This is a genomic window from Streptomyces sp. NRRL B-3229, assembly GCF_000719505.1.
Taxonomy (GTDB): Bacteria; Actinomycetota; Actinomycetes; order Streptomycetales; family Streptomycetaceae; genus Streptomyces; species Streptomyces griseorubiginosus.
Genome location: NZ_JOGP01000024.1, coordinates 90,089 through 115,894, shown reverse-complemented (window position 1 = coordinate 115,894; position 25,806 = coordinate 90,089). Strand labels below are relative to the sequence as shown.

24 protein-coding genes, 1 tRNA gene and 1 riboswitch are annotated in these 25,806 nt (G+C 69.9%); of the genes, 17 read left to right on the top strand and 8 right to left on the bottom strand.

Annotation, left to right across the window (positions count from 1 at the left end; all coding sequences use genetic code 11):
• The 9 genes from IF54_RS0131730 to IF54_RS0131690 form a co-directional block, all read left to right on the top strand.
• The coding region (locus IF54_RS0131730; RefSeq protein ID WP_030325033.1) for a cytochrome P450 family protein at positions 1-1,298 on the top strand (1,298 nt) is incomplete at its 5' end.
• Between the two features lie 192 nt (positions 1,299-1,490).
• Positions 1,491-2,471 (top strand): transglycosylase family protein, encoded by a 981-nt coding sequence (locus IF54_RS0131725; RefSeq protein ID WP_030325032.1) that lies wholly within the window; start codon positions 1,491-1,493, stop codon positions 2,469-2,471.
• 205 nt (positions 2,472-2,676) lie between these two features.
• Positions 2,677-2,839, top strand: a riboswitch (cyclic di-AMP (ydaO/yuaA leader).
• 3 nt (positions 2,840-2,842) lie between these two features.
• On the top strand, positions 2,843-3,523 hold the full coding sequence (locus IF54_RS0131720; protein WP_030325030.1) for a transglycosylase family protein: 681 nt from the start codon (positions 2,843-2,845) through the stop codon (positions 3,521-3,523).
• Positions 3,524-3,791: 268 nt separating this feature from the next.
• On the top strand, positions 3,792-5,078 hold the full coding sequence (eno, locus tag IF54_RS0131715; protein ID WP_007382562.1) for a phosphopyruvate hydratase: 1,287 nt from the start codon (positions 3,792-3,794) through the stop codon (positions 5,076-5,078).
• A 113-nt stretch (positions 5,079-5,191) separates the two neighbouring features.
• A complete protein-coding gene (locus tag IF54_RS0131710; protein ID WP_030325028.1) occupies positions 5,192-5,668 on the top strand; it encodes an FtsB family cell division protein in 477 nt (158 codons plus the stop codon).
• 40 nt (positions 5,669-5,708) lie between these two features.
• Positions 5,709-6,314 (top strand): DUF501 domain-containing protein, encoded by a 606-nt coding sequence (locus IF54_RS0131705; protein ID WP_030325026.1) that lies wholly within the window; start codon positions 5,709-5,711, stop codon positions 6,312-6,314.
• Complete coding sequence (locus tag IF54_RS0131700; RefSeq protein ID WP_030325024.1) at positions 6,311-7,252, top strand: Ppx/GppA phosphatase family protein; 942 nt, start codon at positions 6,311-6,313, stop codon at positions 7,250-7,252. Before IF54_RS0131705 ends, IF54_RS0131700 begins: the two co-directional genes overlap by 4 nt.
• Positions 7,253-7,684: 432 nt before the next feature.
• Entirely contained in the window at positions 7,685-9,061 is a 1,377-nt protein-coding gene (locus IF54_RS0131695; RefSeq protein WP_037820886.1) for an NAD(P)/FAD-dependent oxidoreductase, read from the top strand.
• A 264-nt stretch (positions 9,062-9,325) separates the two neighbouring features.
• Positions 9,326-10,615, top strand: a complete 1,290-nt coding sequence (locus tag IF54_RS0131690) for a class I SAM-dependent methyltransferase (protein WP_030325019.1) — start codon at positions 9,326-9,328, stop codon at positions 10,613-10,615.
• A gap of 75 nt (positions 10,616-10,690) precedes the next feature.
• Here IF54_RS0131690 and IF54_RS0131685 read toward each other — a convergent pair whose 3' ends face one another.
• Both IF54_RS0131685 and IF54_RS0131680 read right to left on the bottom strand, forming a co-directional pair.
• Positions 10,691-13,219 (bottom strand): ABC transporter permease, encoded by a 2,529-nt coding sequence (locus tag IF54_RS0131685; protein WP_030325017.1) that lies wholly within the window; start codon positions 13,217-13,219, stop codon positions 10,691-10,693.
• Complete coding sequence (locus tag IF54_RS0131680) at positions 13,219-13,989, bottom strand: ABC transporter ATP-binding protein (protein ID WP_030325015.1); 771 nt, start codon at positions 13,987-13,989, stop codon at positions 13,219-13,221. The genes IF54_RS0131685 and IF54_RS0131680 overlap by 1 nt, the downstream gene beginning before the upstream one ends.
• 392 nt (positions 13,990-14,381) lie before the next feature.
• Here IF54_RS0131680 and IF54_RS42805 point away from each other — a divergent pair.
• Positions 14,382-14,465: transfer RNA gene (locus tag IF54_RS42805), tRNA-Leu, on the top strand.
• A gap of 47 nt (positions 14,466-14,512) precedes the next feature.
• Here the strand turns inward: IF54_RS42805 and IF54_RS0131675 are convergent.
• Both IF54_RS0131675 and IF54_RS0131670 read right to left on the bottom strand, forming a co-directional pair.
• Positions 14,513-14,764 (bottom strand): hypothetical protein, encoded by a 252-nt coding sequence (locus IF54_RS0131675; RefSeq protein ID WP_234439110.1) that lies wholly within the window; start codon positions 14,762-14,764, stop codon positions 14,513-14,515.
• 314 nt (positions 14,765-15,078) lie between these two features.
• On the bottom strand, positions 15,079-15,456 hold the full coding sequence (locus tag IF54_RS0131670) for a helix-turn-helix domain-containing protein (protein WP_030325012.1): 378 nt from the start codon (positions 15,454-15,456) through the stop codon (positions 15,079-15,081).
• Positions 15,457-15,688: 232 nt separating this feature from the next.
• Here IF54_RS0131670 and IF54_RS0131665 point away from each other — a divergent pair, with 232 nt between their 5' ends.
• The 6 genes from IF54_RS0131665 (at position 15,689) to IF54_RS0131640 (ending at position 21,533) form a co-directional block, all read left to right on the top strand.
• The gene (locus tag IF54_RS0131665) at positions 15,689-15,904 is read left to right on the top strand and encodes a hypothetical protein (RefSeq protein ID WP_030325009.1); all 216 of its coding nucleotides are present in this window, start codon (positions 15,689-15,691) and stop codon (positions 15,902-15,904) included.
• 57 nt (positions 15,905-15,961) lie between these two features.
• The gene (locus tag IF54_RS0131660; RefSeq protein WP_020137870.1) at positions 15,962-16,180 is read left to right on the top strand and encodes a hypothetical protein; all 219 of its coding nucleotides are present in this window, start codon (positions 15,962-15,964) and stop codon (positions 16,178-16,180) included.
• A gap of 95 nt (positions 16,181-16,275) precedes the next feature.
• Entirely contained in the window at positions 16,276-18,210 is a 1,935-nt protein-coding gene (locus tag IF54_RS0131655) for a M50 family metallopeptidase (RefSeq protein ID WP_030325007.1), read from the top strand.
• 277 nt (positions 18,211-18,487) lie between these two features.
• The gene (locus tag IF54_RS0131650) at positions 18,488-19,162 is read left to right on the top strand and encodes a hypothetical protein (RefSeq protein WP_030325005.1); all 675 of its coding nucleotides are present in this window, start codon (positions 18,488-18,490) and stop codon (positions 19,160-19,162) included.
• Positions 19,163-19,333: 171 nt separating this feature from the next.
• Positions 19,334-20,509, top strand: a complete 1,176-nt coding sequence (locus tag IF54_RS0131645; RefSeq protein ID WP_030325003.1) for a 4-hydroxybenzoate 3-monooxygenase — start codon at positions 19,334-19,336, stop codon at positions 20,507-20,509.
• A gap of 133 nt (positions 20,510-20,642) precedes the next feature.
• Positions 20,643-21,533 carry a Bax inhibitor-1/YccA family membrane protein gene (locus IF54_RS0131640; protein WP_030325001.1) on the top strand — a complete coding sequence of 297 codons (891 nt, stop codon included), beginning with the start codon at positions 20,643-20,645 and terminating at the stop codon, positions 21,531-21,533.
• A 65-nt stretch (positions 21,534-21,598) separates the two neighbouring features.
• On the opposite strand, the gene IF54_RS0131635 is transcribed toward IF54_RS0131640, so the two are convergent.
• Complete coding sequence (locus IF54_RS0131635) at positions 21,599-21,829, bottom strand: DUF4287 domain-containing protein (protein ID WP_020137875.1); 231 nt, start codon at positions 21,827-21,829, stop codon at positions 21,599-21,601.
• A gap of 102 nt (positions 21,830-21,931) precedes the next feature.
• Between IF54_RS0131635 and IF54_RS0131630 the strand changes: the two genes are divergently transcribed.
• Entirely contained in the window at positions 21,932-22,243 is a 312-nt protein-coding gene (locus IF54_RS0131630) for a hypothetical protein (protein WP_028809678.1), read from the top strand.
• 107 nt (positions 22,244-22,350) lie between these two features.
• Here IF54_RS0131630 and IF54_RS0131625 read toward each other — a convergent pair whose 3' ends face one another.
• The 3 genes from IF54_RS0131625 to IF54_RS0131615 all read right to left on the bottom strand — a co-directional run bounded on the left by IF54_RS0131625 (position 22,351) and on the right by IF54_RS0131615 (position 25,748).
• On the bottom strand, positions 22,351-23,133 hold the full coding sequence (locus IF54_RS0131625) for a hypothetical protein (RefSeq protein WP_037820884.1): 783 nt from the start codon (positions 23,131-23,133) through the stop codon (positions 22,351-22,353).
• A 268-nt stretch (positions 23,134-23,401) separates the two neighbouring features.
• Positions 23,402-24,622 (bottom strand): acetyl-CoA C-acetyltransferase, encoded by a 1,221-nt coding sequence (locus tag IF54_RS0131620; RefSeq protein WP_030324997.1) that lies wholly within the window; start codon positions 24,620-24,622, stop codon positions 23,402-23,404.
• A gap of 103 nt (positions 24,623-24,725) precedes the next feature.
• A complete protein-coding gene (locus IF54_RS0131615) occupies positions 24,726-25,748 on the bottom strand; it encodes an SGNH/GDSL hydrolase family protein (RefSeq protein WP_030324995.1) in 1,023 nt (340 codons plus the stop codon).
• Between the last annotated feature and the right edge of the window lie 58 nt (positions 25,749-25,806).

Below are 25,806 nucleotides of genomic sequence, written 5' to 3'. Positions count from 1 at the left end.
CCCCTGCCCCCGCCCCCGCCTCGACCCCCACCCCCGCTCCCTCCACCCGACCCCCTGCCCCCGAACTCTTCACCTGGGAGTTCGCCACCGACCCCTACCCCGCCTACGCCTGGCTCCGGGAGCACGCCCCCGTGCACCGGACGCGGCTGCCCAGCGGGGTGGAGGCCTGGCTGGTCACGCGTTACGCCGACGCCAAGCAGGCGCTCGCCGACCAGCGGCTCAGCAAGAACCCGGCGCACCATGACGAGCCGGAGCACGCCAAGGGGAAGACCGGCATCCCGGGGGAGCGCAAGGCGGAGCTGATGACGCATCTGCTGAACATCGACCCGCCGGACCACACCAGGCTCCGACGGCTCGTCAGCAAGGCGTTCACGCCGAGGAGGGTCGCCGAGTTCGCACCGCGGGTGCAGGAGTTGACGGACCGCCTGATCGACCGGTTCGCGGCCACGGGATCCGCCGACCTCATCCACGACTTCGCCTTCCCGCTCCCCATCTACGCGATCTGTGACCTCCTCGGCGTCCCCCGCGAGGACCAGGACGACTTCCGTGACTGGGCGGGCATGATGATCCGCCACGGGGGAGGCCCGCGGGGCGGGGTCGCGCGGTCCGTGAAGAAGATGCGCGGGTATCTGGCCGAGCTCATCCACCGCAAGCGGGACGCGCTGCCCGACGAGCCCACCCCCGGCGAGGACCTCATCTCCGGGCTCATCCGCGCCTCCGACCACGGCGAGCACCTCACCGAGAACGAGGCCGCGGCCATGGCCTTCATCCTTCTCTTCGCGGGCTTCGAGACCACCGTCAACCTCATCGGCAACGGCACCTACGCCCTCCTCACCCACCCCGAACAGCGTGAGAGGCTCCAGCGGTCCCTCGCCGACGGGCGCAGCGACCTGCTGGAGACGGGCGTGGAGGAGCTGTTGCGTTACGACGGCCCGGTCGAGCTCGCCACCTGGCGGTTCGCCACCGAGCCGCTCACGATCGGGGGGCGGGACATCGCGGCCGGCGATCCCGTGCTCGTCGTGCTCGCCTCGGCGGACCGGGATCCGGAACGGTTCGCCGACCCCGACGTGCTCGATCTGTCCCGCCGTGACAATCAGCACCTCGGTTACGGCCACGGGATCCACTACTGCCTCGGTGCCCCGCTCGCCCGGCTGGAGGGCCAGACCGCGCTCGCCACGCTCCTCACCCGGCTCCCCGATCTGCAACTCGCGGTGGATTCAGCTGATTTGCGCTGGCGTGGTGGTCTCATCATGCGTGGACTGCGTACTTTGCCCGTGGAGTTCACTCCCGTCCGGTAATCGACCGAGGGGTCCCCTGAACCCCATCGCGCGGCGGCCCAAACATGACGCGGCCTCAAGTCTGTGATCTTCACGTGATCTACGCGGCATTAACTTGTGACAAGTGATCGAACCCCTATACGTTCACGGACCAGCGCGGTGGTCCGTACCACTCGCCGCGTGGGTCTCTGAAGTCTCGGGAAAGGTCCTTTCATGCTCTCCGGGAACGGTCGTCACCGTCGCCCCCGTCAGGCTCCGGCGCTGCTCGTGGCGGCCGGTGTGACGGGATCCGCCATCGCGATCCCCCTGCTCGCGGCGTCCGGAGCGAGCGCCGCGACCGGTACCACCTGGGACCGGGTCGCGGAGTGCGAGAGCGGTGGCTCCTGGAGCGCCAACGACGGCAACGGCTACTACGGCGGCCTCCAGATGTCCCAGGACAACTGGGAGAAGTACGGAGGCCTCGAGTACGCCAAGACCGCGGACCTGGCCAGCCGTAACCAGCAGATAGCCGTGGCGGAGAAGCTCCTCGCCGACCAGGGCATCGCCGCCTGGCCGACCTGCGGTCTGCTCAACGGGCTCAGCAAGGACTCGAGCTCGGCCGGCGTCGACACGGGCCTGGCCAGTGGAACACCCTCGGCCTCCGCGTCCGGATCGTCGGAATCATCTGGATCGTCTGATTCGTCCAACTCGTCGGACACCGAGGACACTCCCGGCCTGCTCGACTCCCTGGACGGTTCGTCCGCGACCCCCTCGCCCTCGGCCACTCCGTCCAAGAGCGACGAAAGTGCCTCCAAGTCGGGCGAAAGCGACACCAAGGGTTCCGAAGCCTCCGGTAAGGAAAACGCCCAGCCCTCCGACGGTTCGCCTGTAGTCAGCCCAGAAGAGGATGAAGCGGACAAGTCCTGGCAGGAGGGCGGCTCTTCGGCCCTGGTGGACGTCGGCTCCCTCGCCGGCACCGGCAAGCACCGCGGTGACAGCGGGGACGACGTCGCGACGAAGAGTGCGGGCACCTCGTCGGGTCGCCACGCCGCTCGTACGTACACCGTCAAGGAAGGCGACTCCCTCGCCTCCATCGCCGACTCCCTTGGCCTCGACGGCGGATGGCGCGCCCTCTATGCCGAGAACAAGGACCGCATCGGGGCCGACCCGAGCGACATCTCCGCCGGTCAGACGCTCGACACAGGGGTGGAATAGGGCCGAAAAGGCCTGAAAAACAGCGGGAGTTCACGTCATACTTCGCACCGAATGTCCACTTTGGTGAAAGTGTGGGATGAGTCTCAGAAGCCCTGATCGTCTTTGAAATTCCGCCGAGCGCATGTCTACCGTCGTCACCGCTCGGCAACCCGAGCCCCGTCTGTCGCAACGCCGAATCCTGCCAGCGGCCGTACGGGAACAGTCGTCGCGTCAAGCGCCGTAGGCAGGAGCGGGGGACCCAAGGTAAGCGCCGGGCCCAGCAGTTCACGCTGGACCGGCTTGGGGTGAAGTCACGCAGTGCGCGTGACCGGGCAACTCAACCGGCCCGAACCCGACAGCTCACCTCGCAGGCGTCGGTGAGGGGATCCACCATGCTGTTTTCCGGCAAGGGCAAGCACCGTCGTCCGTCCAAGGCCACCCGCGCCGCCGCGCTCGCCGGCGTCACCGGTGTCGCCATCGCCGCCCCGCTGATGGCGGCCGGCAACGCCTCCGCCGCCACCGCCTCCGAGTGGGACGCCGTCGCCCAGTGCGAGTCCGGCGGCAACTGGTCCATCAACACCGGCAACGGCTACTACGGCGGCCTTCAGTTCTCCGCCTCCACCTGGGCCGCGTACGGCGGCACCGCCTACGCTCCGCAGGCCAACCAGGCCAGCAAGGCGCAGCAGATAGCCGTCGCCGAGAAGGTCCTCGCCTCCCAGGGCAAGGGCGCCTGGCCGGTCTGCGGCACGGGCCTGTCCGGCGCTGCCTACAACGGCAGCAGCTCGTCCTCCTCCAGCTCCTCGAACTCGGGCTCCAGCACGCGTTCGACCAACGAGCAGAGCGCCTCCCGCTCCTCCGAGCGTCCGGCGGCCAAGAAGACCGTCACCACCCCGACCGGCAAGAAGGTCAAGAAGGGCGACGGCGAGTACAAGGTCGTCAAGGGTGACACCCTCAGCTCGATCGCCGCGAAGCACAAGGTCAAGGGCGGCTACCAGACGCTCTTCAAGCTGAACAAGGACATCATCGAGGACGCGAACCTGATCTACCCGGGTCAGCAGCTGCACCTCAAGTGATTCCTACCTGAACCACAGCGCCCTCATACCCGTGGTCCTCATACTGAAGACCTCGTGAGGGCCACCCCCCGTCCCCACGGGCTCCCCGCTCCGGTGCGTGTTCCCCCGTACGCACCGGGGCGGGGTTTTTTGTGCGCGCTTGCACGGCCGTCTTTGTTCAGTTCAGAAACAATTTACTCTCGGTTTCGTCCACAGGTCGGTCCGCACGGTGGCCGATGCCCCGGAGCCGGTTAGGCTCTAGTCGCCAGGCTCACCATTCGTGAAGGAGATGCTCGTGCCGTCCATCGACGTCGTCGTAGCCAGGGAAATCCTCGACTCGCGAGGCAACCCCACCGTCGAGGTCGAGGTCGGCCTCGACGACGGCAGCACCGGTCGTGCCGCCGTCCCGTCCGGCGCCTCCACCGGCGCCTTCGAGGCCATCGAACTGCGTGACGGTGACCCCAACCGCTACCAGGGCAAGGGTGTCGAGAAGGCCGTCCTCGCGGTCATCGAGCAGATCGGCCCGGAGCTCGTCGGCTACGACGCCACCGAGCAGCGCCTGATCGACCAGGCGATGTTCGACCTGGACGCCACCGACAACAAGGGCTCGCTCGGCGCCAACGCCATCCTCGGCGTCTCCCTCGCCGTCGCCCACGCCGCCTCCGAGGCCAGCGACCTGCCGCTGTTCCGCTACCTGGGCGGCCCGAACGCGCACCTGCTGCCCGTTCCGATGATGAACATCCTGAACGGCGGCTCGCACGCCGACTCCAACGTGGACATCCAGGAGTTCATGATCGCCCCGATCGGCGCGGAGTCCTTCTCCGAGGCGCTGCGCTGGGGCACCGAGGTCTACCACACCCTCAAGAAGGTCCTGAAGAGCAAGGGCCTGTCGACCGGCCTCGGCGACGAGGGCGGCTTCGCCCCGAACCTCGAGTCCAACCGCGCCGCCCTGGACCTCATCCTCGAGGCCATCAAGGAAGCCGGTTACATCCCCGGCGAGCAGGTCGCCCTCGCCCTCGACGTCGCCGCCTCCGAGTTCTACAAGGACGGCAAGTACCAGTTCGAGGGCAAGGACCGCTCCGCCGCCGAGATGACGGAGTACTACGAGGAGCTCGTGGCGGCCTACCCGCTCGTCTCCATCGAGGACCCGCTGTTCGAGGACGACTGGGCCGGCTGGAAGGTCCTCACCGACAAGCTGGGCGACAAGGTCCAGATCGTCGGCGACGACCTGTTCGTCACCAACCCGGAGCGTCTGGCCCGCGGCATCGAGGACGGCGCCGCCAACGCCCTCCTGGTCAAGGTGAACCAGATCGGTTCGCTCACCGAGACCCTGGACGCCGTCGAGCTCGCCCAGCGCAGCGGCTTCAAGTGCATGATGTCCCACCGCTCCGGCGAGACCGAGGACGTCACCATCGCCGACCTCGCCGTCGCCACCAACTGCGGCCAGATCAAGACCGGCGCCCCGGCCCGCTCCGAGCGCGTCGCCAAGTACAACCAGCTCCTGCGCATCGAGGAGATCCTCGACGACGCCGCGGTCTACGCCGGCCGCAGCGCGTTCCCGCGCTTCAAGGGCTGACACACCGGCTGGCCCTTCCGGGGTCAAGCCTTAGCCAGTCGTACGTACGTCCCCGTACCGGTCCCGTACCGTGTGCGGGGACGTACGCACGTAGAAGGGGAGGCGGAGAGCCGATGGCCGTGAAGGACCGGGACCGTTTCTCCACCGCGACACGGATCAAGCTGCTCGGCGAGCAGACCGCGGCCAGGGTCTACCGCTCCCAGACCAAACGGCAGGCCCGGCGCTCCCGGCTGACCGGCCGGGCCGCGCTGCTCGCCCTCGTGCTGTGCACCCTCGTGGTGGCGCTGGCGTACCCGATAAGGCAGTACGTCTCCCAGCGCGCCGAGATCTCCGATCTCCAGCGGGAGAAGGCACAGGCCGCCGAGCGGGTCGAGAAGCTGCGCGATCTCAAGGCGCGCTGGCAGGACGACGCGTACGCGGAGCAGCAGATCCGGCAGCGGCTGCACTACGTGCTGCCGGGGGAGACGGGCTTCATCGTCGTCGACCCGGACGCGGCGAAGCAGTCCCGCACCGATATCGGGGCGGCCGACCGCCCCTGGTACTCCAACGTCTGGGACGGCGTCGACAAGTCCGACGCCTCGGACCAGTGAACCGACCACGACGGACAGCAGAAAGACAAGCTCAGGACCGATGGAAACTCCCCCGCCTACCACGCCTCGCACTGAGCCGACCGACGCGGACGTCGAGGCCTTCAAGCAGCAGCTCGGCCGGCCGCCGCGCGGGCTGCGCGCGATCGCGCACCGCTGCCCCTGCGGTCAGCCGGACGTGGTGGAGACGGCGCCCCGCCTCCCCGACGGCACGCCCTTCCCGACGACGTACTACCTGACGTGCCCGCGCGCCGCCTCGGCGATCGGCACGCTGGAGGCGAACGGCGTCATGAAGGAGATGACGGAGCGGCTCCAGACCGACCCGGAGCTCGCGAAGGCGTACCGGGCCGCGCACGAGGACTACCTCGCCCGCCGGGACGCCATCGAGGTCCTGGAGGGCTTCCCGAGCGCGGGCGGCATGCCGGACCGGGTGAAGTGCCTGCACGTCCTGGTGGGCCACTCGCTGGCCGCGGGCCCCGGCGTGAACCCGCTGGGCGACGAGGCGATCGCGATGCTGCCGGAGTGGTGGCGCAAGGGTGCGTGCGTGACGCCCTCCGGGCCGCCGACCGGTGAGGAGTGGCAGGTGCAGGCCTCCGAGGACGGCACGGGCCACTTCGCCTTCAAGCCGGTCGAGGACGGCGACCGGTGACCCGCGTCGCCGCCATCGACTGCGGTACGAACTCGATCCGCCTGCTCGTCGCCGACTGCGACCCGGCCACCGGCGAGCTCGTCGACCTGGACCGCCGCATGACGATCGTGCGGCTGGGGCAGGGCGTCGACCGGACCGGGCGGCTCGCCCCCGAGGCGCTGGAGCGGACCTTCGCCGCGTGCCGGGAGTACGCGGCGGTCATCAAGGAGCACGGGGCCGAGCGGCTGCGGTTCGTGGCCACCTCCGCCTCCCGGGACGCCGAGAACCGGGACGACTTCGTCCGGGGCGTCCTCGACATCCTCGGCGTCGAGCCCGAGGTCATCACCGGGGACCAGGAGGCCGAGTTCTCCTTCACCGGGGCGACCAAGGAGCTCACCGGCAGCGACCACCTGGCCCGGCCCTACCTGGTCGTGGACATCGGCGGCGGCTCGACGGAGTTCGTCGTGGGCGACGACCACGTGCGGGCCGCGCGGTCCGTGGACGTCGGCTGTGTGCGGATGACCGAGCGGCACCTCGTCCAGGACGGGGCCGTCAGCGACCCGCCCGGCGCCGCGCAGATCACAGCCATGCGCGCCGACATCGAGGCCGCGCTCGACCTCGCCGAGCAGACGGTGCCGTTGCGCGAGGCGCGCACGCTGGTGGGGCTCGCCGGGTCCGTCACCACGGTGTCGGCGATCGCCCTGGAGCTGCCCGAGTACGACTCGGCGGCCATCCACCACTCCCGGGTCTCCCGCGAGCGGGTCCGTGAGATCACCGAGTGGCTGCTGCGCTCCACCCACGCCGAGCGCGCGGCCGTTCCCTCCATGCACCCGGGCCGCGTGGACGTGATCGCGGCGGGCGCGCTCGTCCTGCTGTCGATCATGGAGCGGATCGGCGCCGAGGAGGTCGTCGTGAGCGAGCACGACATCCTCGACGGCATCGCGTGGTCGATTGCGTAGACCCCGCCGGGCACCTCTGCTGAGCAGGCAGAACATCGGATGAGCGACTCAGAGGGGCCCTTCGGGGCCCCTCTTCGGCGTGGCGCCGGGAAAGTTCGTGAAGTTCTTCACAAGGAATTGGGTCCTGTCGGACGACGAATGAGGGCCGGTTGACCCTTCCGGGGGCCCAACCCCCCTGTGAACACGTTCAAAACGGTGGGTTGCGGACCTGGGGAGAGGGGTCTGCGAGGGGTCTGTGAGAGCCCCGCGCGGAGCGCTTTCCGGCACGGAGAAGCAGCTCACGCGGCGTTGACAACGGAGATCCCTATACCGTGGTTCCCGTCCGGCGCCATGACGTGGATCACGTGGGTCGCGGAGGATAACACACCCCCTCCAAGAGCTTGTGAAGGGGCGCACGAGCGACCCCCCTGGGGCGGGTGGATACTCGATGCCATGAGCACCACGGAGCGTCCCAGGATCCTCGTAGTAGGCGGTGGGTACGTAGGCCTGTACGCAGCTCGGCGCATTCTCAAGAAGATGCGCTACGGCGAGGCGACCGTCACGGTCGTCGACCCCCGGTCGTACATGACCTACCAGCCCTTCCTCCCCGAAACCGCCGCCGGCAACATCTCCCCGCGCCACGTCGTCGTCCCGCTGCGACGCGTGCTGCCGAAGGCGGAGGTTCTCACCGGCCGGGTCACCACCATCGACCAGGACCGCAAGGTCGCCACGATCGCCCCCCTCGTGGGCGAGGCGTACGAGCTGCCTTTCGACTACCTGGTGATCGCGCTCGGCGCGGTCTCCCGCACCTTCCCGATCCCCGGCCTCGCCGAGCAGGGCATCGGCATGAAGGGCGTAGAGGAGGCCATCGGCCTGCGCAACCACGTCCTCGAGCAGCTCGACAAGGCCGACTCCACCAAGGACGAGGAGATCCGCCGCAAGGCGCTCACCTTCGTCTTCATCGGCGGCGGTTTCGCCGGTGCGGAGACCATCGGTGAGGTCGAGGACATGGCCCGCGACGCGGCCAAGTACTACAGCAACGTCTCCCGCGAGGACATGCGGTTCATCCTCGTCGACGCCGCCGACAAGATCCTCCCCGAGGTCGGCCCCAAGCTCGGCCAGTACGGCAAGGAGCACCTGGAGAGCCGGGGCGTCGAGATCTACCTCTCCACCTCGATGGACTCCTGCGTCGACGGCCACGTGGTCCTGAAGAACGGCCTCGAGGTCGACTCCAGCACCATCGTGTGGACCGCGGGCGTCAAGCCCAACCCGGTCCTGGCCCGCTACGGCCTCCCGCTGGGCCCGCGCGGCCACGTGGACACCGCCCCGACCCTCCAGGTCCAGGGCACCGACTACATCTGGGCCGCCGGCGACAACGCCCAGGTGCCGGACGTCGCCGCCCGCAAGGCCGGTGTCGAGAACGCCTGGTGCCCGCCGAACGCCCAGCACGCGCTGCGCCAGGCGAGGGTCCTCGGCGACAACGTGATCTCCGGCATGCGGGGCTTCCCGCAGAAGGAGTACAGCCACTCCAACAAGGGTGCTGTCGCGGGTCTCGGCCTGCACAAGGGCGTCGCGATGATCGTCATGGGCAAGATGAAGATCAAGCTCAAGGGCCGTCTCGCCTGGTACATGCACCGCGGCTACCACGGTCTGGCCATGCCGACCTGGAACCGCAAGATCCGTGTCTTCGCCGACTGGACCCTCGGCATGTTCCTCAAGCGCGAGGTCGTCTCCCTCGGCGCCATGGAGAACCCGCGCGAGGAGTTCTACGAGGCCGCGCGCCCCGTGCCGGCCGCCGAACCGAAGAAGACCGAGGCCAAGGCCTCCTGACTCGTTCCGGTCACCCGTGACCGGAGCCGGTCGCTGATCCACCCCGAAGGACCTTCCGCCATCCGTGGTGCGGGAGGTCCTTCGGCGTTTCCGGTCCCCGTCGGTTCGGCTCCTCCACCGATCTCGGTCCGCCGTCGATTTCCGTCGCCATCGATTTCGGTCGGCGTCGATTTCGGTCCTCCGCCGATTTGGGGAGTGACCATGACCGTGCCGTTGTTTACCCAGGTGGACAATTCCGGGATCCTCGTCACGGAGGTGTGGATCATGGCGGATGCCGCACTGCGGCTGAAGAGTCTGCTCGAACAGTTGCTTGGATCCGAGCTGCCGGTGCGGATCAGGGCCTGGGACGGTTCGCAAGCGGGACCACCCGGCGCCCCCGCCCTGGTCGTCCGCAACCGCCGTGCCGTACGCCGGCTCCTGTGGAAACCGGGCGAGCTGGGCCTGGCCCGTGCCTGGGTCGCCGGTGACCTCGAGATCGAGGGCGACTTCTACGGCGCCCTCGCCCTCCTCTCCGGCCTGGTCTGGGAACGCGACGACACCCGCTCGGGCCTGGAGATCCTGCGCGACGCGCGGACCCGTGCCGCGCTGTTCGGCCTCGTCCGGCTCGGCGGGCTGCCGCTGCCCCCGGCCCCGCCCCGCGAGGAGATCCGCCGCGCCCGCGGCCATCTGCACACCCGGCGCAGTGACAAGCGGGCCATCAGCCACCACTACGACGTCGGCAACGGCTTCTACGAGCTCGTCCTCGGCCCGTCGATGGTGTACTCCTGCGCCTACTGGCCGGACCCCGACGCCACCCTGGAGCAGGCCCAGCACGACAAGCTCGACCTTGTCTGCCGCAAGCTCGCGCTCCGCCCGGGGCAGCGGCTCCTCGACGTCGGCTGCGGATGGGGCTCGATGGCGATCCACGCGGCCCGCGAGTACGGCGTGAGCGTGGTCGGCATCACCCTCTCGCACGAGCAGGCCGCCTACGCCCGCAAGCGCGTCGCCGACGCCGGGCTGACCGACCGGATCGAGATCCGCGTACAGGACTACCGGGACGTGGCCGACGGGCCGTACGACGCGATCTCCTCCATCGGGATGGCCGAGCACGTGGGGTCGGAGAAGTACCTGGAGTACGCCCAGGACCTGTACCGGCTGCTGGCCCCCGGCGGACGGCTGCTCAACCACCAGATCGCCCGGCGCCCGATGTCCGACGAATCGGCGTACGACCTCGACGAGTTCATCGACGCGTACGTCTTCCCCGACGGTGAACTCGCCCCCCTCGGCACCACCGTGACCCAGTTGGAGCGGGCCGGGTTCGAGGTGCGGGACGTCGAGTCGATCCGCGAGCACTACGCCCACACGCTGCGCCGCTGGGTCACCAACCTGGAGTTTGGGTGGCAGCGGGCGGTCCGGCTCACCGGCCCCGGCCGGGCCCGGGTGTGGCGCCTCTACATGGCCGCCTGTGCCCTCGGCTTCGAACGCAACCACCTCGGCGTCAACCAGGTCCTGGCCGTCAGAACCCCCGAATCCGGCGCCTCCGGGCTGCCGTTGCGCGCCCGCACCTGGAACTGAGCGGGAAGCAGGACCAGGAGCAGACACAGAAGGGGCCCGCCGCTTCCTCCGCGACGGGCCCCGACAGCCGTACGGCTACTCCGCCTTGATGGCCGACAGCATGTTCATGCGGGCCGCCCGGCGGGCCGGCCACAGCGCGGCGAGGATGCCGACCGTCGCCGCGAGCAGCAGGAACACCGCCATCCGGGCCCAGGGCAGGACGAGTTCGTACGTCGCCATCCTCGCGCCGAGCAGCTCACCGGCCGCCCAGCCGAAGAACACGCCCAGGCCGATGCCGAGCACCCCGCCGAACAGGGAGATGACCAGGGACTCCAGACGGACCATCCGCTTGATGCCCTTGCGGTCCAGGCCGATCGCGCGCAGCATGCCGATCTCCTGGGAGCGCTCGAACACCGACATGGCCAGGGTGTTGATGACCCCGAGGACCGCGACGAGCACCGCCATGGCCAGCAGGCCGTAGAGCATGTTCAGCATCAGCGTGAACATCTGCGCGATGGAGTCGGAGAGGTCCTTCTTGTCCTGGACCTTGATGGCCGGGTTGGAGCCGAGGGCCTTCTCCAGGCGGTCCTTGGTGGCGTCTGAGGTGCCGTCGGACGTCTTCAGCATGACCTGCATGTCCGACGCGTCCCTCAGGTGCGGGGAGAGCGTGGCGGTGTCCAGCATGATGCCGCTGATCAGCTCGTTGCCCTCGTAGACCCCGGCGACCGTCAGCCGCTGCGCCTTGCCGTCCTCGTAGTGCACGGTGAAGGTCGAACCCGCCCTCCAGCCGAAGGACTTGGCCCGGTCCTTGTCCACGACCACCTGGGTGCCGCCGACCTTGAACGAGCCGTCGTCCACCTTGAGGTCGGTCAGCTTCCCGATCGCCGAGCCGTTCACGCCCTTCAGGTACTCGGTCTCGCCGTCGATGCGGGAGGCCGCGTTGCGCAGCGGGCTGACCTCGGTGACGCCGTCCACCTTCGCCAGCTTCTTCTCCACGTCCGGGGAGAGCTCGTTGCCGTTCGCCATGGAGACGACGTAGTCCGCCTTGACGGCCGCCGTCGCCATCTTGTCGATCGACTTCTGGAGGCTGCCCGCCATCACTGTCATCCCGGTGATCAGGGTGAGGCCGATCATCAGCGCGGACGCGGTGGCGGCCGTACGGCGCGGATTGCGCACCGAGTTCTGCCGGGCCAGCTTCCCGGAGATGCCGAACACGCGCATCAGCGGGGCCGCGGCCGCGATCAGGGGGCGGGAGAGAAGGGGCGTGAGGATGAAGACACCGATGATCAGCAGGACCGCGCCGAGACCCATGGGGGCCTGGCCGTCCGAGCCGTCCATCGTGGTGGCCGCCAGGATCACGGCCACCCCCGCCCCGCTGAACAGCGCGCCCAGCGTGTTGCGCAGCACCAGCGACTTGGTGGTCGCCTTGGCGTGCAGGCTGCTCATCGCCGCCACCGGCGGGATCTTCGCCGCCCTGCGGCCCGGCAGCCAGGCGGCGAGCATGGTGACGAGGACGCCGACCGCGAGGGCCGCGCCGACCGTGCCCGGCGTGATGATCAGCGGCCCGTCCGGGACGGTCGCGCCGAGCGTGCCCATCAGGGACCTGAGCCCGGCGCCGATGCCGATGCCGGCCACCAGGCCCGTCACCGCGGCCACCAGACCGACCACGAACGCCTCGATCAGCACCGACCGCGTGACCTGCCGACGGGACGCGCCGACGGCCCGCAGCAGCGCCAGCTCCTTGGTGCGCTGGGCGACCAGCATGGTGAAGGTGTTGGCGATGATGAAGGTGCCGACGAAGAGCGCGATGCCCGCGAAGACCAGCAGGCCCTGCTTGAGACCGGACATCGAGGAGGAGATCAACTCGGCCTGGTCGTCGGCGAGTTCCTTGCCGGTGGTGGTCTCCACCCGGGCGGCGGGCAGCGCCTTGTCCAGCGCCGCCTTCAGCGCGGTCTGGGAGGTGCCGGGGGCCGCCTTCACGTCGATCTCGTCGTACGTCCCCGGCTTGCCGAACAGCTTCTGGGCGGTGGCCGTGTCGTACAGCGCGAGGCTGCCACCGGCGGCGACATTGCCGTCGTCGGTGGTGAAGATCCCGGTGATGACCGGCTCGAGGACGGGGCCGTCGACCGAGAGGCGCACGGTGTCGCCGACCTTGTAGCCGGCCCGCTTCGCCGTCTCCGAGTCGATGGCGACCTGGTCCGCGCCGTGCGGGGCCTTGCCCTCGGCCAGCGGGTACCGGGGGTCCTCGGCCCCGTAGTAGTTGCCGCCCTGCGACTGGAAACCGCCGCCGATGAGCTTGCCGTCCTTGTCGGCGATGGCGGTGAAGCCGCTGACGACACCGATGGCGTTCGCCGCCCCGGGGACCTCGGCGCTCCTGTCGAGCACGGCCTGGGTCAGCGCGTGGCGCTTGCCGAGCGTGTTGCCCTTGTCCTCGTCCCACTTGGCGGTGACGGCGACGTCGGTCTGGTCGAAGCCCTTGGCCGAACTCTTCTGGTAGGCCTCGGAGATGGTGTTGGTGAAGACGAGGGTGCCGGAGACGAACGCCACGCCGAGCATCACGGCGAGCACGGTCATCAGCAGTCGGGCCTTGTGCGCGAGGACGTTGCGCAGGGCGGTGCGGAACATCAGCTGGTGCGGCCCTTCGCGTCGAACTGCTTCATGAAGTCGAGGACGTTGTCGGCGGTGGGCTTGTACATCTCGTCGACGATCCGGCCGTCCGCGAGGAAGACCACCCGGTCCGCGTAGGCAGCGGCCACCGGGTCGTGGGTCACCATCACGACCGTCTGCCCGAGTTCCCGTACGGAGTTGCGCAGGAAGCCCAGCACCTCGGCGCCGGAGCGGGAGTCGAGGTTTCCGGTGGGCTCGTCGCCGAAGATGATGTCGGGCTTGGAGGCCAGGGCGCGGGCCACGGCGACGCGCTGCTGCTGACCGCCGGAGAGCTGGGCGGGACGGTGGCCGAGACGGTCCCGGAGTCCGACCATCCGGATGACCGAGTCCAGCCACTCCTTGTCCGGCTTGCGGCCCGCGATGTCCATCGGGAGGGTGATGTTCTCCAGCGCGGTCAGCGTCGGCAGCAGGTTGAACGCCTGGAAGATGAAGCCGATCTTGTCCCGCCGCAGCTTGGTGAGCTGCTTGTCCTTCAGGGAGCCCAGCTCGGTCTCGCCGATGCGGACCGAACCGGAGGAGAAGGTGTCCAGCCCGGCCACGCAGTGCATCAGCGTGGACTTGCCGGAACCGGAGGGTCCCATGATCGCGGTGAACTCGGCCTGCCGGAACTCGACGGTGACCCGGTCCAGGGCGACCACCTGGGTCTCGCCCTGTCCGTAGATCTTCGACAGCTCCGTGGCGCGTGCGGCCACGGAGGTGGTCCGGCCGGCTACGGGGGTGGTGGTCACGGGATGGAACTCCTCGCGGGACGACATCGTTGAAGGACGTCTTCCATCGTGGTGGCCGGAGCGGGCCGTGTAGTCAGTCGCAGTTCTGGTTCCGAGGGCAGACTTCGGACGGACCGCGCGGCTCGGTGTCATACCTGGGGATGACGCAGACCCCTGATTCGGTGCGTGCGCGAAGAACAGGTGGAGCGTCCTCGTTCGGGCGGTGAAATTCCGTCATTCCGCATGCGCGGGTGGGCGCCCCGCGTAAGGCTATTGGCAAGTGCGGATGGCCTGTTCCATGGTCTGATGCACCCTCAGACGCCAATAAAATAAGACAACATCGGTCCGCCCGTCCGCTGTTCGAGGGATGCGTCCCGATAGGCTCAGAGACTCAAACGCGGAGCCCATGACCTGCCCGGATGGTGGAAAGCAGACACGGCGAGCTTAAACCTCGCTGCCCCTTCGCGGGCGTGCCGGTTCAAGTCCGGCTCCGGGCACTTTCCCGCCCACGCGGTGATGACTCCCGCGTGGGCCGGCCCCGCCGTCAGCCTTCGTAGACGGTCAGTACGGCGCCGTCGATCTCGATCCGGCGGCCCGCGCGCATGCCGTCGCGGCGCAGGGTTCTCAGGCAGGTCCGGAACAGGGGCAGCTCGTCCGCGTCCAGGACGGCGGCGGCCAGTTCCATGAGTTCGGATACCGACTCGTCGGTCAGTGCGTCCGGCAGTTCGCCGGCGAGCAGGACCACCGATTCACCGGCGGGCCCGCGGACCACGGCCGTGGCCGGTCCACCATGCACAAGCAACACATTCCCCCCTGGGAGCCCGGGGTCGTGCGGCTCTCGCTCCTCGGGCAGGACGAGACACTAGCGGGGGAGTGCGGCCATTTCGGGCACAGTCGAATTCTTTTTCCGACTGCACGGAAGAGTGAACATCCCCGATCGCGGACCGCCGCGACCCGGTTCCCGGACGGTCATGTGCCGGCGGGGTGGTCGGTCGGCTGCGGGCCGGTGGGGGCTGGTCGCGCAGTTCTCCGCGCCCCCCGGACGGGTGCGGTCACGCGGGCCACCACAGACCCGCAGTCGACCGACGGCATCGTCACACCGCCGGTCGGCTACTGCTTCGGGGTGCGGTCCAGGAGGGACTCCACCAGGGCGGCCACGTGCCGGCGGTCGTCGGCGGAGAGTTTCTGGACGCTGGCGATCAGGAGATCCACCTCGGGGTCGGCCGGCCGGCCGGCGGTGCCCTCGGTGCCGTAGACGTGGATGCCGCAGGCCTCCGCGGCGGCTCGGCGGACGGTGTCCAACGGGAGTTCCAGCCCCTTGGACAGTCCCTCCAGGGTGGCCGACTGGGGCATGCGGACGACCCGGTCGGTGGTCGCCAGGTGGTGGACGGTGGAGCGCGGAATGCCGCCACGGCGTGCCACCTCGCCGTAGGACCAGCCCTTGAGGTCCAGGCGCTCACGGATCAACTGCTGGAGTGCGTTGGCCACGGGTGGGTCACTTCCTGCTCGCCGCTCGGCGGAACCGTCCATGTCGGAGCCGATTCTACGGGCGGCCCCACCCGCCGCCGAAAGAGTGATTCCCCGAACGGGTTGCGCACCGGCCCCGCGAGGCCCTAGTGTCCAATCTCGTTGGACAGAACGTCCGACCAAGTTGGACAGAGTGCGGGGGGAACTCGACTCGGTCCGACCGGAAATGCCCATCCCTGAGGGGGAACTGATCATGATGGACGCCCACGAGCTCGAGGCCGAGTCCGCGGAACTGCTGCCGGGCCGCGAGGCCCTCGGGAAGCTGAAGTTCAGCTTCAACCGCACCACCAACGTGACCAAGCACATCGCCCACGTCCAGGCCAGCAACTCCTCGCTCGCCCTGAACGACCACTCGATCGGGTCGGTGGCGAGCTCCGGCGCCTCGCAGGCCATCAGCGTCACGCAGTAGCACCCGCGCACCACCTCCACACCCACTCATCCATCACCACCTGGAAGGACATCCATCATGAGCATGGACATGCACGAGCTCGACACCGAGTCCGCGGAGCTGCTGCCGGGCCGTGAGGCCCTGGGCAAGCTGAAGTTCAGCTTCAACCGCACCACCAACGTCACCAAGCACATCGCGACCGTGCACGCCGACAACCAGTCCGCGGCCGTCAACGACCACTCCGCCTGGTCGGCCGCCGAGTCGCAGGCCTCGCAGTCCATCTCCGTCAAGCAGTGACCCTGCGCTGACGACGGCCGCCGGGGCGGACCGCACCTGTGCGCGGTCCGCCCCGGCGGCCATGAGGGGGGGCAGGACATGGGGGGAGACCACATATGACAGTGCTCGGAGACGGGCCGCCGACGCTGTACGACACCGGGCCGGTGCCCGGGCCCGGCGGCTGGCCGGTGACCTACGAGCAGGTCGCGACCGGCAGCCTGCCGGTCCTGGAACCGCAGTTGGTGCCCCGGCTCAGCGCGGGACTGCGGCTGCACGGCGAGTACCAGGGGTCGGGCTTCACCGAGCCCAAGTACATCGCCCGTCGGGGGGACGGGCAGGTCGTGCAGCTGTCGCGGCTGCTGTACCTCGTGGCGTCGTCCGTGGACGGCGTGCGCGACACCGAGTCGATCGCCCACCGGGTGAGCGCCCGGTTCGGCCGCGAGGTCAGCGGTGACAACATCCGCTACCTGGTGGAGAAGAAGCTCGAACCGCTCGGCGTGACGGTCCCCGAGGGCCAGGAGAGCGACGAGGTCGACGCCCCGCGCTCCGATCTGCTGCTCGCCCTCAAGGGGCACCGGGTCATCTTCGACGAGCGGCGCACGGCGAAGATCGCCCGGAGCTTCGCGTGGCTGCACCGGCCGGTCGTGGTCGCCGTCATGCTGGCTGCGGCCGTGGCCATGGACGTCTGGCTGTTCGCCTTCTACGGGGCGATCGAGCCGGTTCTCGAAGTACTCGACCAGCCGGTGCTGATCCTGGCCGTCTTCCTGCTGACCGTGGCCTCGCTCGTCTTCCACGAGTTCGGCCACGCCTCCGCGTGCAGATACGGCGGTGCCCGGCCCGGCTGCATCGGCTGCGGGATCTTCCTCATCTGGCCGTCCATGTACACCGACGTCACCGACGTCTACCGGATCGGCCGGGGCGGGCGGATCAGGACCGACCTGGGCGGCGTCTACTTCAACGTGGTCTTCATGCTCGGCATGGCCGGGCTGTACTTCGCCACCGGCGAGCCGTTCTTCCTGGCCGCCGTCTACCTCGGGCACTTCGAGATCCTCGAACAGCTGATGCCGGCCGTGCGTCTCGACGGCTACTACATCCTGGGCGACCTCGCGGGGGTGCCCGACCTCTACGGCAAGATCAAGCCGATCCTCCTCGGCCTGGTGCCGGGGCGGAAGGGGCGGGCGGCGCGCCAGGAGGTCGCCGGGCTGAAGAAGTCGGCACGGACCGTCGTGGCGGCCTGGGTGCTGACAATGGTGCCGCTGATCGTCGGCGAGCTGGCGTACGCGCTGTGGAACCTGCCGAGGATCATCGCCACGATGATCCGGTCCATGGTCGAGCAGTTCTCCGGCACCGGGTCGGCCCTCGCGGACGGGAAGATCGTCGAGGGCCTCGTCGGGGTCCTGGGCTGTCTGATGCTGCTGATCCCGATGGGCGGGGTCGTCTATCTCACCGTGAAGATCGGCGGGCGGATCTTCCGTGCCGCCAAGAAGTCCACGGACGGCCGGCCCGCGCTGCGGATGGCGCTGTGCGCGGTGATCCTCGCCGGGCTGACGGGCCTGAGCTACGCGTGGACCTCGGGGCTCACCCCCCAGCCGCTGCCGAAGAAGCCGCCGATCGCGCCGATCCTCCAGCCCGGTGTGTCGACGGAGGAACCGGAGCCCCGGCAGGCCACGGCTCCCGACGGCGACGGGTCCACCGCGGACGACGGTCCGTCGGACGGTCCGTCGGGCACCGGCCCCGGCGCGGTCCCGCCGCCGGCGGCGGGCGCCTCCCCGGGCTCCGCCGCCCCGTCGGCGGGCACCTCGGCCGCCGCCTCCGCGTCCGCCTCGCCGGCCCCGTCGGCGACGGCACCAGGCGTGGCGACCGGGGGCACCGCCCGCGGTACGGCGAGCTCGGCACCGGACGGGTCCACGGGTCCGGAACCTTCGTCACCGGGCACGGGTCCCGGATCGTCCACCCCGGTCTCCTCCCCGGTCCCGTCGGAGAGCGCCCAGCCCACCCCGACCGACAGCCCGCCCCCACCACCGGCCAGCGGTTCACCCGCTTCGTCGTGAGGAGCGGGCGCACCGAACCCCGGCACTGCTGAGGGGGCTTCGTGAGGGGAGTGCCGTCGTCGGGGACGGTCTCCCCGGCCGGCGGGCACGCCGGAACGCGGGTGTCCGGCGGTCAGGGGCTCCGAGCGGGGCCCGCATCAGGACGCGCAGCGCCTGTACGGCCGGGCCGTTGCCCGAGCCGCGGCAGGTGTGCGCGGGCCATCGCCTCGCCCCGACCGTGCCTCATCCGCCGCCACCCCCCCACATCCGTACCGATCCACCCATCCAAGGAGACCCCTTGAGCAGTCATCGAAAACCCCGTGCCGCCACCCCGTTCACCCGCCGTGCCGTGCGGGTGGGGCTGTTCGCCGCCGGTGTCGCCGGTGTGGCGACGGCCGTGCCGGCTCAGGCCGCCGACAACGGCCCCGCGAAGGTCGCCGTCGCGTCGGACCATGTGTTCAGCCGCGCCAACCAGCACGACCACACGGAGTCGCAGGACTCGTTCACCATCCGCCAGTACGGCAATGTGAGCGCCGCCAACGTCCGCAACCAGGCCAACGCCGTCTCCTCGGGCTGCTCCGCCGACGACGCCTGCCGTTCGGTCGCGCTGTCCTTCCAGATCGTCACCTTCGCCGGTGAGCAGACCCGGCTGAACGCCGTGAACCTCAGCGACGCGGCCAACAAGAGCTGCACCGGCTGCCAGACCCTGGCCGGCGCCTACCAGTTCGTGGTCTCCACGCCCACCCCGCTCACCCTGGACTCCGCCCACCGGCGCCAACTCGCCGACATCCACCGCAGGCTGGACGCGTTGACCCGTTCCAAGGTCCCCGCGACCGACCTGCGCACCCGGGCCGACGGCCTCGCGGCGGAGGTCAACGCCGTCCTCAAGGACGCCGTCGACAAGGCCCCGAAGGGCGACGCCCGGCAGGACGTCACGATGCGGCGCCACCTGGACGGCTGGCCACCCCGCTGACCCGCTCCCGGACGTCCGGCCCGCAGCGACTCCGTGGGCCGGACGTCCGGGGGAGGACTCCTCGCGAGGACCATTGACAGCGCCGGACCCTCGGCGCAGACTCGCCCCACAGAAGTGAAAGAAAGTTCACCAGGCGAACGCAGTCATAAGGTCTCCCGAAGGGAACGCCCGATGCGCACCACCGTCGGCATCATCGGAGCCGGCCCCGCCGGCCTCCTCCTGGCCCGGCTCCTCCACCGCGCCGGCATCGACTCGGTCGTCCTGGAGAGCCGCGACCGCGCCTACGTCGAGCACCGCCAGCGCGCCGGAATCCTGGAACAGGGCACGGTCGACGTCCTGCGCGCGGCCGGTGCCGGGGAGCGCATGGACCGGGAGGGACTGCGGCACGACGGCATAGAGCTGCGCTACGACAAAAAGCGTCACCGCGTCGACTTCCCCGCCCTCACCGGCGGCCGGTCCGTGACGGTCTACGCCCAGACCGAGGTCTGCAAGGACCTGATCGCCCTCCAGCTGAAGGAGGGCGGCCCGCTGCTCTTCGAGGCGGAGGCGCTGGCCGTCGAGGGCGCCGACACCGACGCCCCGAGCATCCGCTTCCGCCACGAGGGCCGGGAGGACGTGCTCGAGTGCGAGTACGTCGTCGGCTGCGACGGCTTCTGGGGAGTGGCCCGCAAGGCGATCCCCGCCGAACTGACCCGCGTCTTCGAACGCACGTACCCCTACGCCTGGCTCGGCATCCTCGCCGACGTCCCGCCCTCGCACGACGAACTCGTCTACGCCCGCCACGACCGCGGCTTCGCCCTCCTCTCCATGCGCTCCCCCTCCGTCTCCCGCCTCTACCTCCAGGTCCCGGAGGGCACCGACGCCGACAGCTGGGGCGACGAGGAGATCTGGGACGAGCTGGAGCGCCGCTTCGAGACCGACGACGACTGGACGCTCGACCGGGGACCGATCACCCAGAAGTCCGTCACGCCCATGCGGTCCTACGTCCACGAACCCATGCGCCACGGCCGGCTCTTCCTCGCCGGCGACGCGGCCCACATCGTCCCGCCCACCGGCGCCAAGGGCCTCAACCTCGCCGTGGGGGACGTCGTGACCTTCGCGAGGGCGCTGTCGTACCAGAGGGAGACCGGTTCGGCGGAAGCCCTCGACCGCTACTCCGAGACCTGTCTGCGCCGGATCTGGCAGGCCGAACGGTTCTCGTACGACATGACGAGCCTGCTGCACCGGGCGCCCGGCGCCACCCCCTTCGAGGACCGGATGCAGCTCGCCCGCCTGGAGCGGATCGCCGGGTCGAGGGCCGCGGAGACCGACCTCGCCGAGGCGTACACCGGCTTCCCCTTCGACTGAGGGAATCACGCCCCCCGGCCGCGTGTTGCGCAGGACAACGAGGGAAGATCCTCCTCAAGCACTAGGGTCATTCCTTTGCCTACCCATTACTCTTGAGGGCAAGGTCCACACACGGTGGCCATGGAGGAGTGAAATGAGGAGCAGCAACCCGGTCTTCTCGCGACGGGGGTTCAGCCGCGACAACGGCTACGCGGGCTTCAACACCGCGCCGCAGGCCGGGGGCGCAGCTGTGGGCACGCAGGGCAGCCCCTACGCGCAGCCGCAGGCCAACCCGTACGCGACCAACCCCTACGCCCAGGACCTCCAGCAGGGCGCCCCGCCGCAGACCCCGGTGACCACCGGCCGCATGACGATGGACGACGTCGTCCTGCGCACCGGCACCACCCTCGGCGTCCTGATCGTCACGGCCGCGCTCTCCTGGGCGCTGCTTCCGGTCGACGACGCCAACATCGGCCGCTCGTACGGCATCGGCATCGGCGCCGCGCTGATCGGCATGGTCCTGGCGTTCGTCCAGTCGTTCAAGCGCAAGGCCACGCCCGCGCTGATCGTGTCCTACGCCGCGTTCGAGGGCGTGTTCCTCGGCGTCATCTCCAGCATCGTCGACAACCGCATCGCCAGCGGCGCGGCCATGCAGGCCGTGATCGGCACCCTGGCGGTCTTCGCCGCGGTGCTGGTCGCGTACAAGGCCGGCTGGATCCGCGTGAACCGCCGGTTCTACGGCTTCGTCATGGCGGCCACGCTCGGCTTCCTGCTGCTGATGGTCGTCAACATGCTGTTCGCCGTCTTCGGCGGCGGTGACGGCCTCGGCTTCCGCAGCGGAGGCCTCGGCATCCTGTTCGGCGTCATCGGCGTCCTGCTCGGCGCGTGCTTCCTCGCCCTCGACTTCAAGCAGGTCGAGGACGGCATCGCCTATGGCGCGCCGAAGGAGGAGGCCTGGCTGGCGGCGTTCGGTCTGACGCTGACGCTGGTCTGGATCTACATGGAGTTCCTGCGCCTCGTCGCGATCCTCAACAGCAGCGACTAGTCGCTGCCGGCAGTACGGCGAAGGGCCCCCGGTTCCGACCGGGGGCCCTTCGGCATGTGCGCGGCTCAGAAGTACCTGCGCGCGGCCCTCCTCAGGTCGTACTCGTGGATGATGGCCTTCGCATGGCCATAGGCGAGGTTGTGTTCGTGGCGGAGCCAGCTGACCTTTTCCTCGAAGCGGAAGAGAGCCGGGCCTTCGTCGACGGTGCGGAGCCAGTCGGAGACTTCACGACCGGTGCAATGGGGGATGCGGGCGAGCATGTTGCGGTGGGTCTCCTCGGAGAAGACTTGGGACATCGGCGCCTCCGTGCGCAGGGGATGTAAGCCGGTCCTTCAGGTCACGGTGCCTGAGCGTTCGCCTGTTGGCAACAGTCCCGGGAGGACGCGTACGGTTGCCGGGTGGCTGATACCTCGCGTCTGACCCAGGCTGTGGACCATTTCGCCGACCGGCTCAGGGCCGCGCCGCAGTCCCGACTCCAGCGCGGCGCCGCCGCCGAGGCCCTGGGGCTGGCCCGTGAGTTGGCCCATCGGGCGCAGGTCATCGAGGAGCCGGAGGCGAGGCCCCGGGTGATGCCGGACGCCGGGATGTTCGCCGCGGCCGACCAGATCACCGTGGCGGCACATGACTTGGCCCTCGTGCTTTCGGACGAGGGCCAGGTGTCTGAGGCTGTGCTGTTGGTGGAGGAGGCGCAGAAGCGGGCGGGGGTCTGAGGATTCGTGGCGACCGCGGGCCCGGTGGGGGCTGGTCGCGCCCACGCGGCGGAGCCGCATATCGACACAGCCCCGCGCCCCTGGGTGGGTGCCAGGCTCCCGGCGCCTCAAAGCGAGGCTATGACCCGGTCCGCCAGGATGTAGACGTTCTCCTCGCCGCACGCGAACGTCAGCGTGTACGCGCCCGAGATGCCCGAGCCGCCGAGGAGCACCGGGGTCTCGCCGGCACGCAGGGCCGCGGAGAGGCGTTCGGCCGTCTCGCGGTGCCCCGGGGTCATGCAGAGCGTGGTGCCGTCGGCGAAGACGTAGACATCGAGCGTGCCGAGCGGTCCGGGGCGGACGTCCGCGAGTTCGGTGCCGGAGGCCGCGAGGTCCTCCAGGGTCGCCACCGTGCGCTCATGGTCGTTCACGACGGGTGAACCGACCGGGACGAAGTCCGGGTGGCTCGGGTGACGGCGGCGGGCCGCGGCCAGTTCGGGGGAGTCGCCCGCGAACTCGTCCAGGTCGGCCGACGGCTCCGAGACCGGCTCCAGGCCCACGAAGTCCGCCTGCCGGGGCAGGAACAGCTCGCTGTCGGGCAGACCGAGCAGCGACGGCGCGTCGGAGACGTCCCGGGCCTCCTGCGCGGCCCAGAAGGCGCGGGCCTCGGCGAGTTCGCGCTCACGCTCCTCGGCGAGGGCCTCGGCCACCGCGGCGCGTATCTCGTCGACGTCGGTGGCGGGGCGGGCGGCCGGCACGAAGCCCCGGACGGGTGCGCTGTTGTTCCTGGCGAGCTCGGTATGGAGGGCGGCGACCTGTCGGCGCAGCACCATGAGGGTGCGCAGGACGGCGACGCCCACGGCGCCGGTGGCGGCCGTGGTGACCAGCAAGGCGATCGGCATGGCGCTCACTGACGTACTCCCGGTTCAAAGTCGACCCCCGACTTCCTACATCAGCTTGAAGGGCTAACTATCCAGCTGTCAGTGCGTAACGTCACGAATCGGACAGGACTTTGGGGTCGGGGTTTAGGGAGGGAGTGGTGTGACCTGCGGAAATCCCCACGCGAGCGATATAGGTCACATCCTGAGGGAGATTGGATCACAAATCGGCCCAGAACCTTGGAGTTTCCACGGTTCTGGGCCAAAGGGTGGCGCTGGGTGCCCGGTTGGGTACGTTCCGTCAGCTGAGGCGCTCGATGACCATGGCCATGCCCTGGCCGCCGCCCACGCACATCGTCTCCAGGCCGAACTGCTTGTCGTGGAACTGGAGGGAGTTGATGAGCGTGCCGGTGATGCGGGCGCCGGTCATGCCGAAGGGGTGGCCGACGGCGATCGCGCCCCCGTTGACGTTCAGCTTCTCCAGCGGGATGTTCAGGTCGCGGTAGGAGGGGATCACCTGGGCGGCGAACGCCTCGTTGATCTCGACCAGGTCGATGTCGTCGATGGTGAGACCGGCGCGGCGCAGGGCCTGGTTGCTCGCGTCGACCGGGCCGAGGCCCATGATCTCGGGGGACAGGCCCGAGACTCCGGTCGAGACGATCCGGGCCAGCGGGGTGAGGCCCAGCTCGCGCGCCTTGGTGTCGGACATGATCACGACCGCGGCGGCACCGTCGTTCAGCGGGCAGCAGTTGCCGGCCGTGACCATGCCGTCGGGGCGGAAGACCGGCTTCAGGCCCTGGACGCCCTCCAGGGTGACGCCGGCGCGGGGGCCGTCGTCCTTGCTGACGACCGTGCCGTCGGGCAGCGTCACCGGGGTGATCTCGCGCTCCCAGAAGCCGTTCTTGATGGCCTCCTCGGCGAGGTTCTGCGAGCGCACGCCGAACTCGTCCATGTCCTGGCGGGTGACGCCCTTGATGCGGGCCAGGTTCTCCGCGGTCTGGCCCATCGCGATGTACGGGTCGGGGAGCAGGCCGTCCTCACGGGGGTCGTGCCAGGTGGAGCCCTCGGAGGCGGCGGTGGCCGCGGTGCGGGCCTGGGCCTCGTCGAAGAGCGGGTTGGTGGTGCCCGGCAGGCCGTCCGAACTGCCCTTGGCGTAGCGGGAGACCATCTCGACACCGGCCGAGATGAAGACGTCACCCTCGCCGGCCTTGATGGCGTGCAGGGCCATGCGGCTCGTCTGGAGCGAGGAGGAACAGTAACGGGTGATCGTGCAGCCCGGCAGGTGGTCCATGCCCATCTGCACGGCGACGATCCGGCCCAGGTTGTAGCCCTGCTCCCCGCCGGGCAGACCGCAGCCGAGCATCAGGTCGTCGATGTCGCGCGGGTCCAGCTCCGGGACCTTGGCGAGGGCGGCCTGGATGATCGTGGCGGTGAGGTCGTCGGGGCGCAGGTCCTTGAGCGAGCCCTTGACGGCGCGGCCGATCGGGGAGCGGGCGGTCGAGACGATCACGGCTTCGGGCATCACGGGCTCCATTGGCGTGCGGGGGTTTTCTTCAGGACGGGGCTGCTTGGGAAGTTACCCGTCCGTATGGCCTGGGTCACGGGGGTGGCGGTGTGACCTATGTCTAAGCGCTTGCTTGGGTCTCGGGCTCCACGGCGGACACCCGCCGCCTGCGCCGGCGCTTCAGCAGCGCCCACGGCCCGGTCGGACCCGTCGGCAGCGCCGCCGCGACCTCCGTGCCCGCCTCCGAGGCGGCCTCCGCCGCGGCCCTGGCCACCGGCAGGAAGCCCTCGCGGCGGGACGCGTCCGGACGGTCCTCGTCGGCCGGCCACAGGCTCAGGGCCGCACAGACCGTCGGCAGCACGGCCATCGCCGCCGTCGCATAACCCTCCGCCGAGGGGTGGTAGTTGTCCGGCCCGAACAGCTCACGGGGATTCGCCTCGAACTCCGGACCCAGCAGGTCGCCGAGCGACACCGTGCGCCCGCCCTGCTCGACCGCGCCGATCGTCTGGGCCGCCGCCAGCTGCCGGGAGGCCCTGCGCGCCAGCCAGCGCAACGGCTGCTGCACCGGCTCGATCGTGCCCAGGTCGGGACAGGTGCCGACCACCACCTCGGCGCCGGCCGTGCGCAGCCGCCGTACCGCCGAGGACAGATGGCGCACGGAGCGCGTCGCCGGCATCCGGTGCGTCACGTCGTTCGCGCCGATCATGATCACGCACACGTCCGGGACCCGCGCCGGATCCGACAGGGTCAGTGCCACCTGGCGGTCCAGGTCGTCCGAGGTGGCCCCGGGCAGGGCGACGTTGCGCAGTTCCACCGGCCGTTCCGCCACCGCCGCCAGGCCCGACGCCAGCAGCGCGCCCGGCGTCTGGCCCGCCCGGTGCACGCCCTGGCCCGCGGCCGTGGAGTCGCCCAGCATCACCAGCCGCAGGGGAGGTTCACCGACCACCGTGTACACATGGCCGTACCGGCCATCGGCCTGCGGGACGTGCGGCGTCGTGCCGTTGCCCACCTGACGTCTGGCCAGCCGCACCTCCGCCAGCAGCAGACCCATCGTCGCCGCACCGACCAGTCCGATCCCGCCACCGCCGTACGCGGCGCCGGCCGCGATCCGGCGGGCCACCCTCGCCCTCGACATGCTCGTCATACGTCGCCGCCACCTCCGTCGTACCCGCTACACCCACTCCTTGCCCCGCACGGACCGT

Coding starts and splice junctions, on each gene's coding strand:
- IF54_RS0131725 (WP_030325032.1), top strand. CDS start 1,491: ATGCTCTCCGGGAACGGTCGTCACCGTCGCCCCCGTCAGGCTCCGGCG.
- IF54_RS0131720 (WP_030325030.1), top strand. CDS start 2,843: ATGCTGTTTTCCGGCAAGGGCAAGCACCGTCGTCCGTCCAAGGCCACC.
- eno (WP_007382562.1), top strand. CDS start 3,792: ATGCTCGTGCCGTCCATCGACGTCGTCGTAGCCAGGGAAATCCTCGAC.
- IF54_RS0131710 (WP_030325028.1), top strand. CDS start 5,192: ATGGCCGTGAAGGACCGGGACCGTTTCTCCACCGCGACACGGATCAAG.
- IF54_RS0131705 (WP_030325026.1), top strand. CDS start 5,709: ATGGAAACTCCCCCGCCTACCACGCCTCGCACTGAGCCGACCGACGCG.
- IF54_RS0131695 (WP_037820886.1), top strand. CDS start 7,685: ATGAGCACCACGGAGCGTCCCAGGATCCTCGTAGTAGGCGGTGGGTAC.
- IF54_RS0131690 (WP_030325019.1), top strand. CDS start 9,326: ATGGCGGATGCCGCACTGCGGCTGAAGAGTCTGCTCGAACAGTTGCTT.
- IF54_RS0131685 (WP_030325017.1), bottom strand. CDS start 13,219: ATGTTCCGCACCGCCCTGCGCAACGTCCTCGCGCACAAGGCCCGACTG.
- IF54_RS0131665 (WP_030325009.1), top strand. CDS start 15,689: ATGATGGACGCCCACGAGCTCGAGGCCGAGTCCGCGGAACTGCTGCCG.
- IF54_RS0131660 (WP_020137870.1), top strand. CDS start 15,962: ATGAGCATGGACATGCACGAGCTCGACACCGAGTCCGCGGAGCTGCTG.
- IF54_RS0131655 (WP_030325007.1), top strand. CDS start 16,276: ATGACAGTGCTCGGAGACGGGCCGCCGACGCTGTACGACACCGGGCCG.
- IF54_RS0131645 (WP_030325003.1), top strand. CDS start 19,334: ATGCGCACCACCGTCGGCATCATCGGAGCCGGCCCCGCCGGCCTCCTC.
- IF54_RS0131640 (WP_030325001.1), top strand. CDS start 20,643: ATGAGGAGCAGCAACCCGGTCTTCTCGCGACGGGGGTTCAGCCGCGAC.
- IF54_RS0131635 (WP_020137875.1), bottom strand. CDS start 21,829: ATGTCCCAAGTCTTCTCCGAGGAGACCCACCGCAACATGCTCGCCCGC.
- IF54_RS0131620 (WP_030324997.1), bottom strand. CDS start 24,622: ATGCCCGAAGCCGTGATCGTCTCGACCGCCCGCTCCCCGATCGGCCGC.
- IF54_RS0131615 (WP_030324995.1), bottom strand. CDS start 25,748: ATGACGAGCATGTCGAGGGCGAGGGTGGCCCGCCGGATCGCGGCCGGC.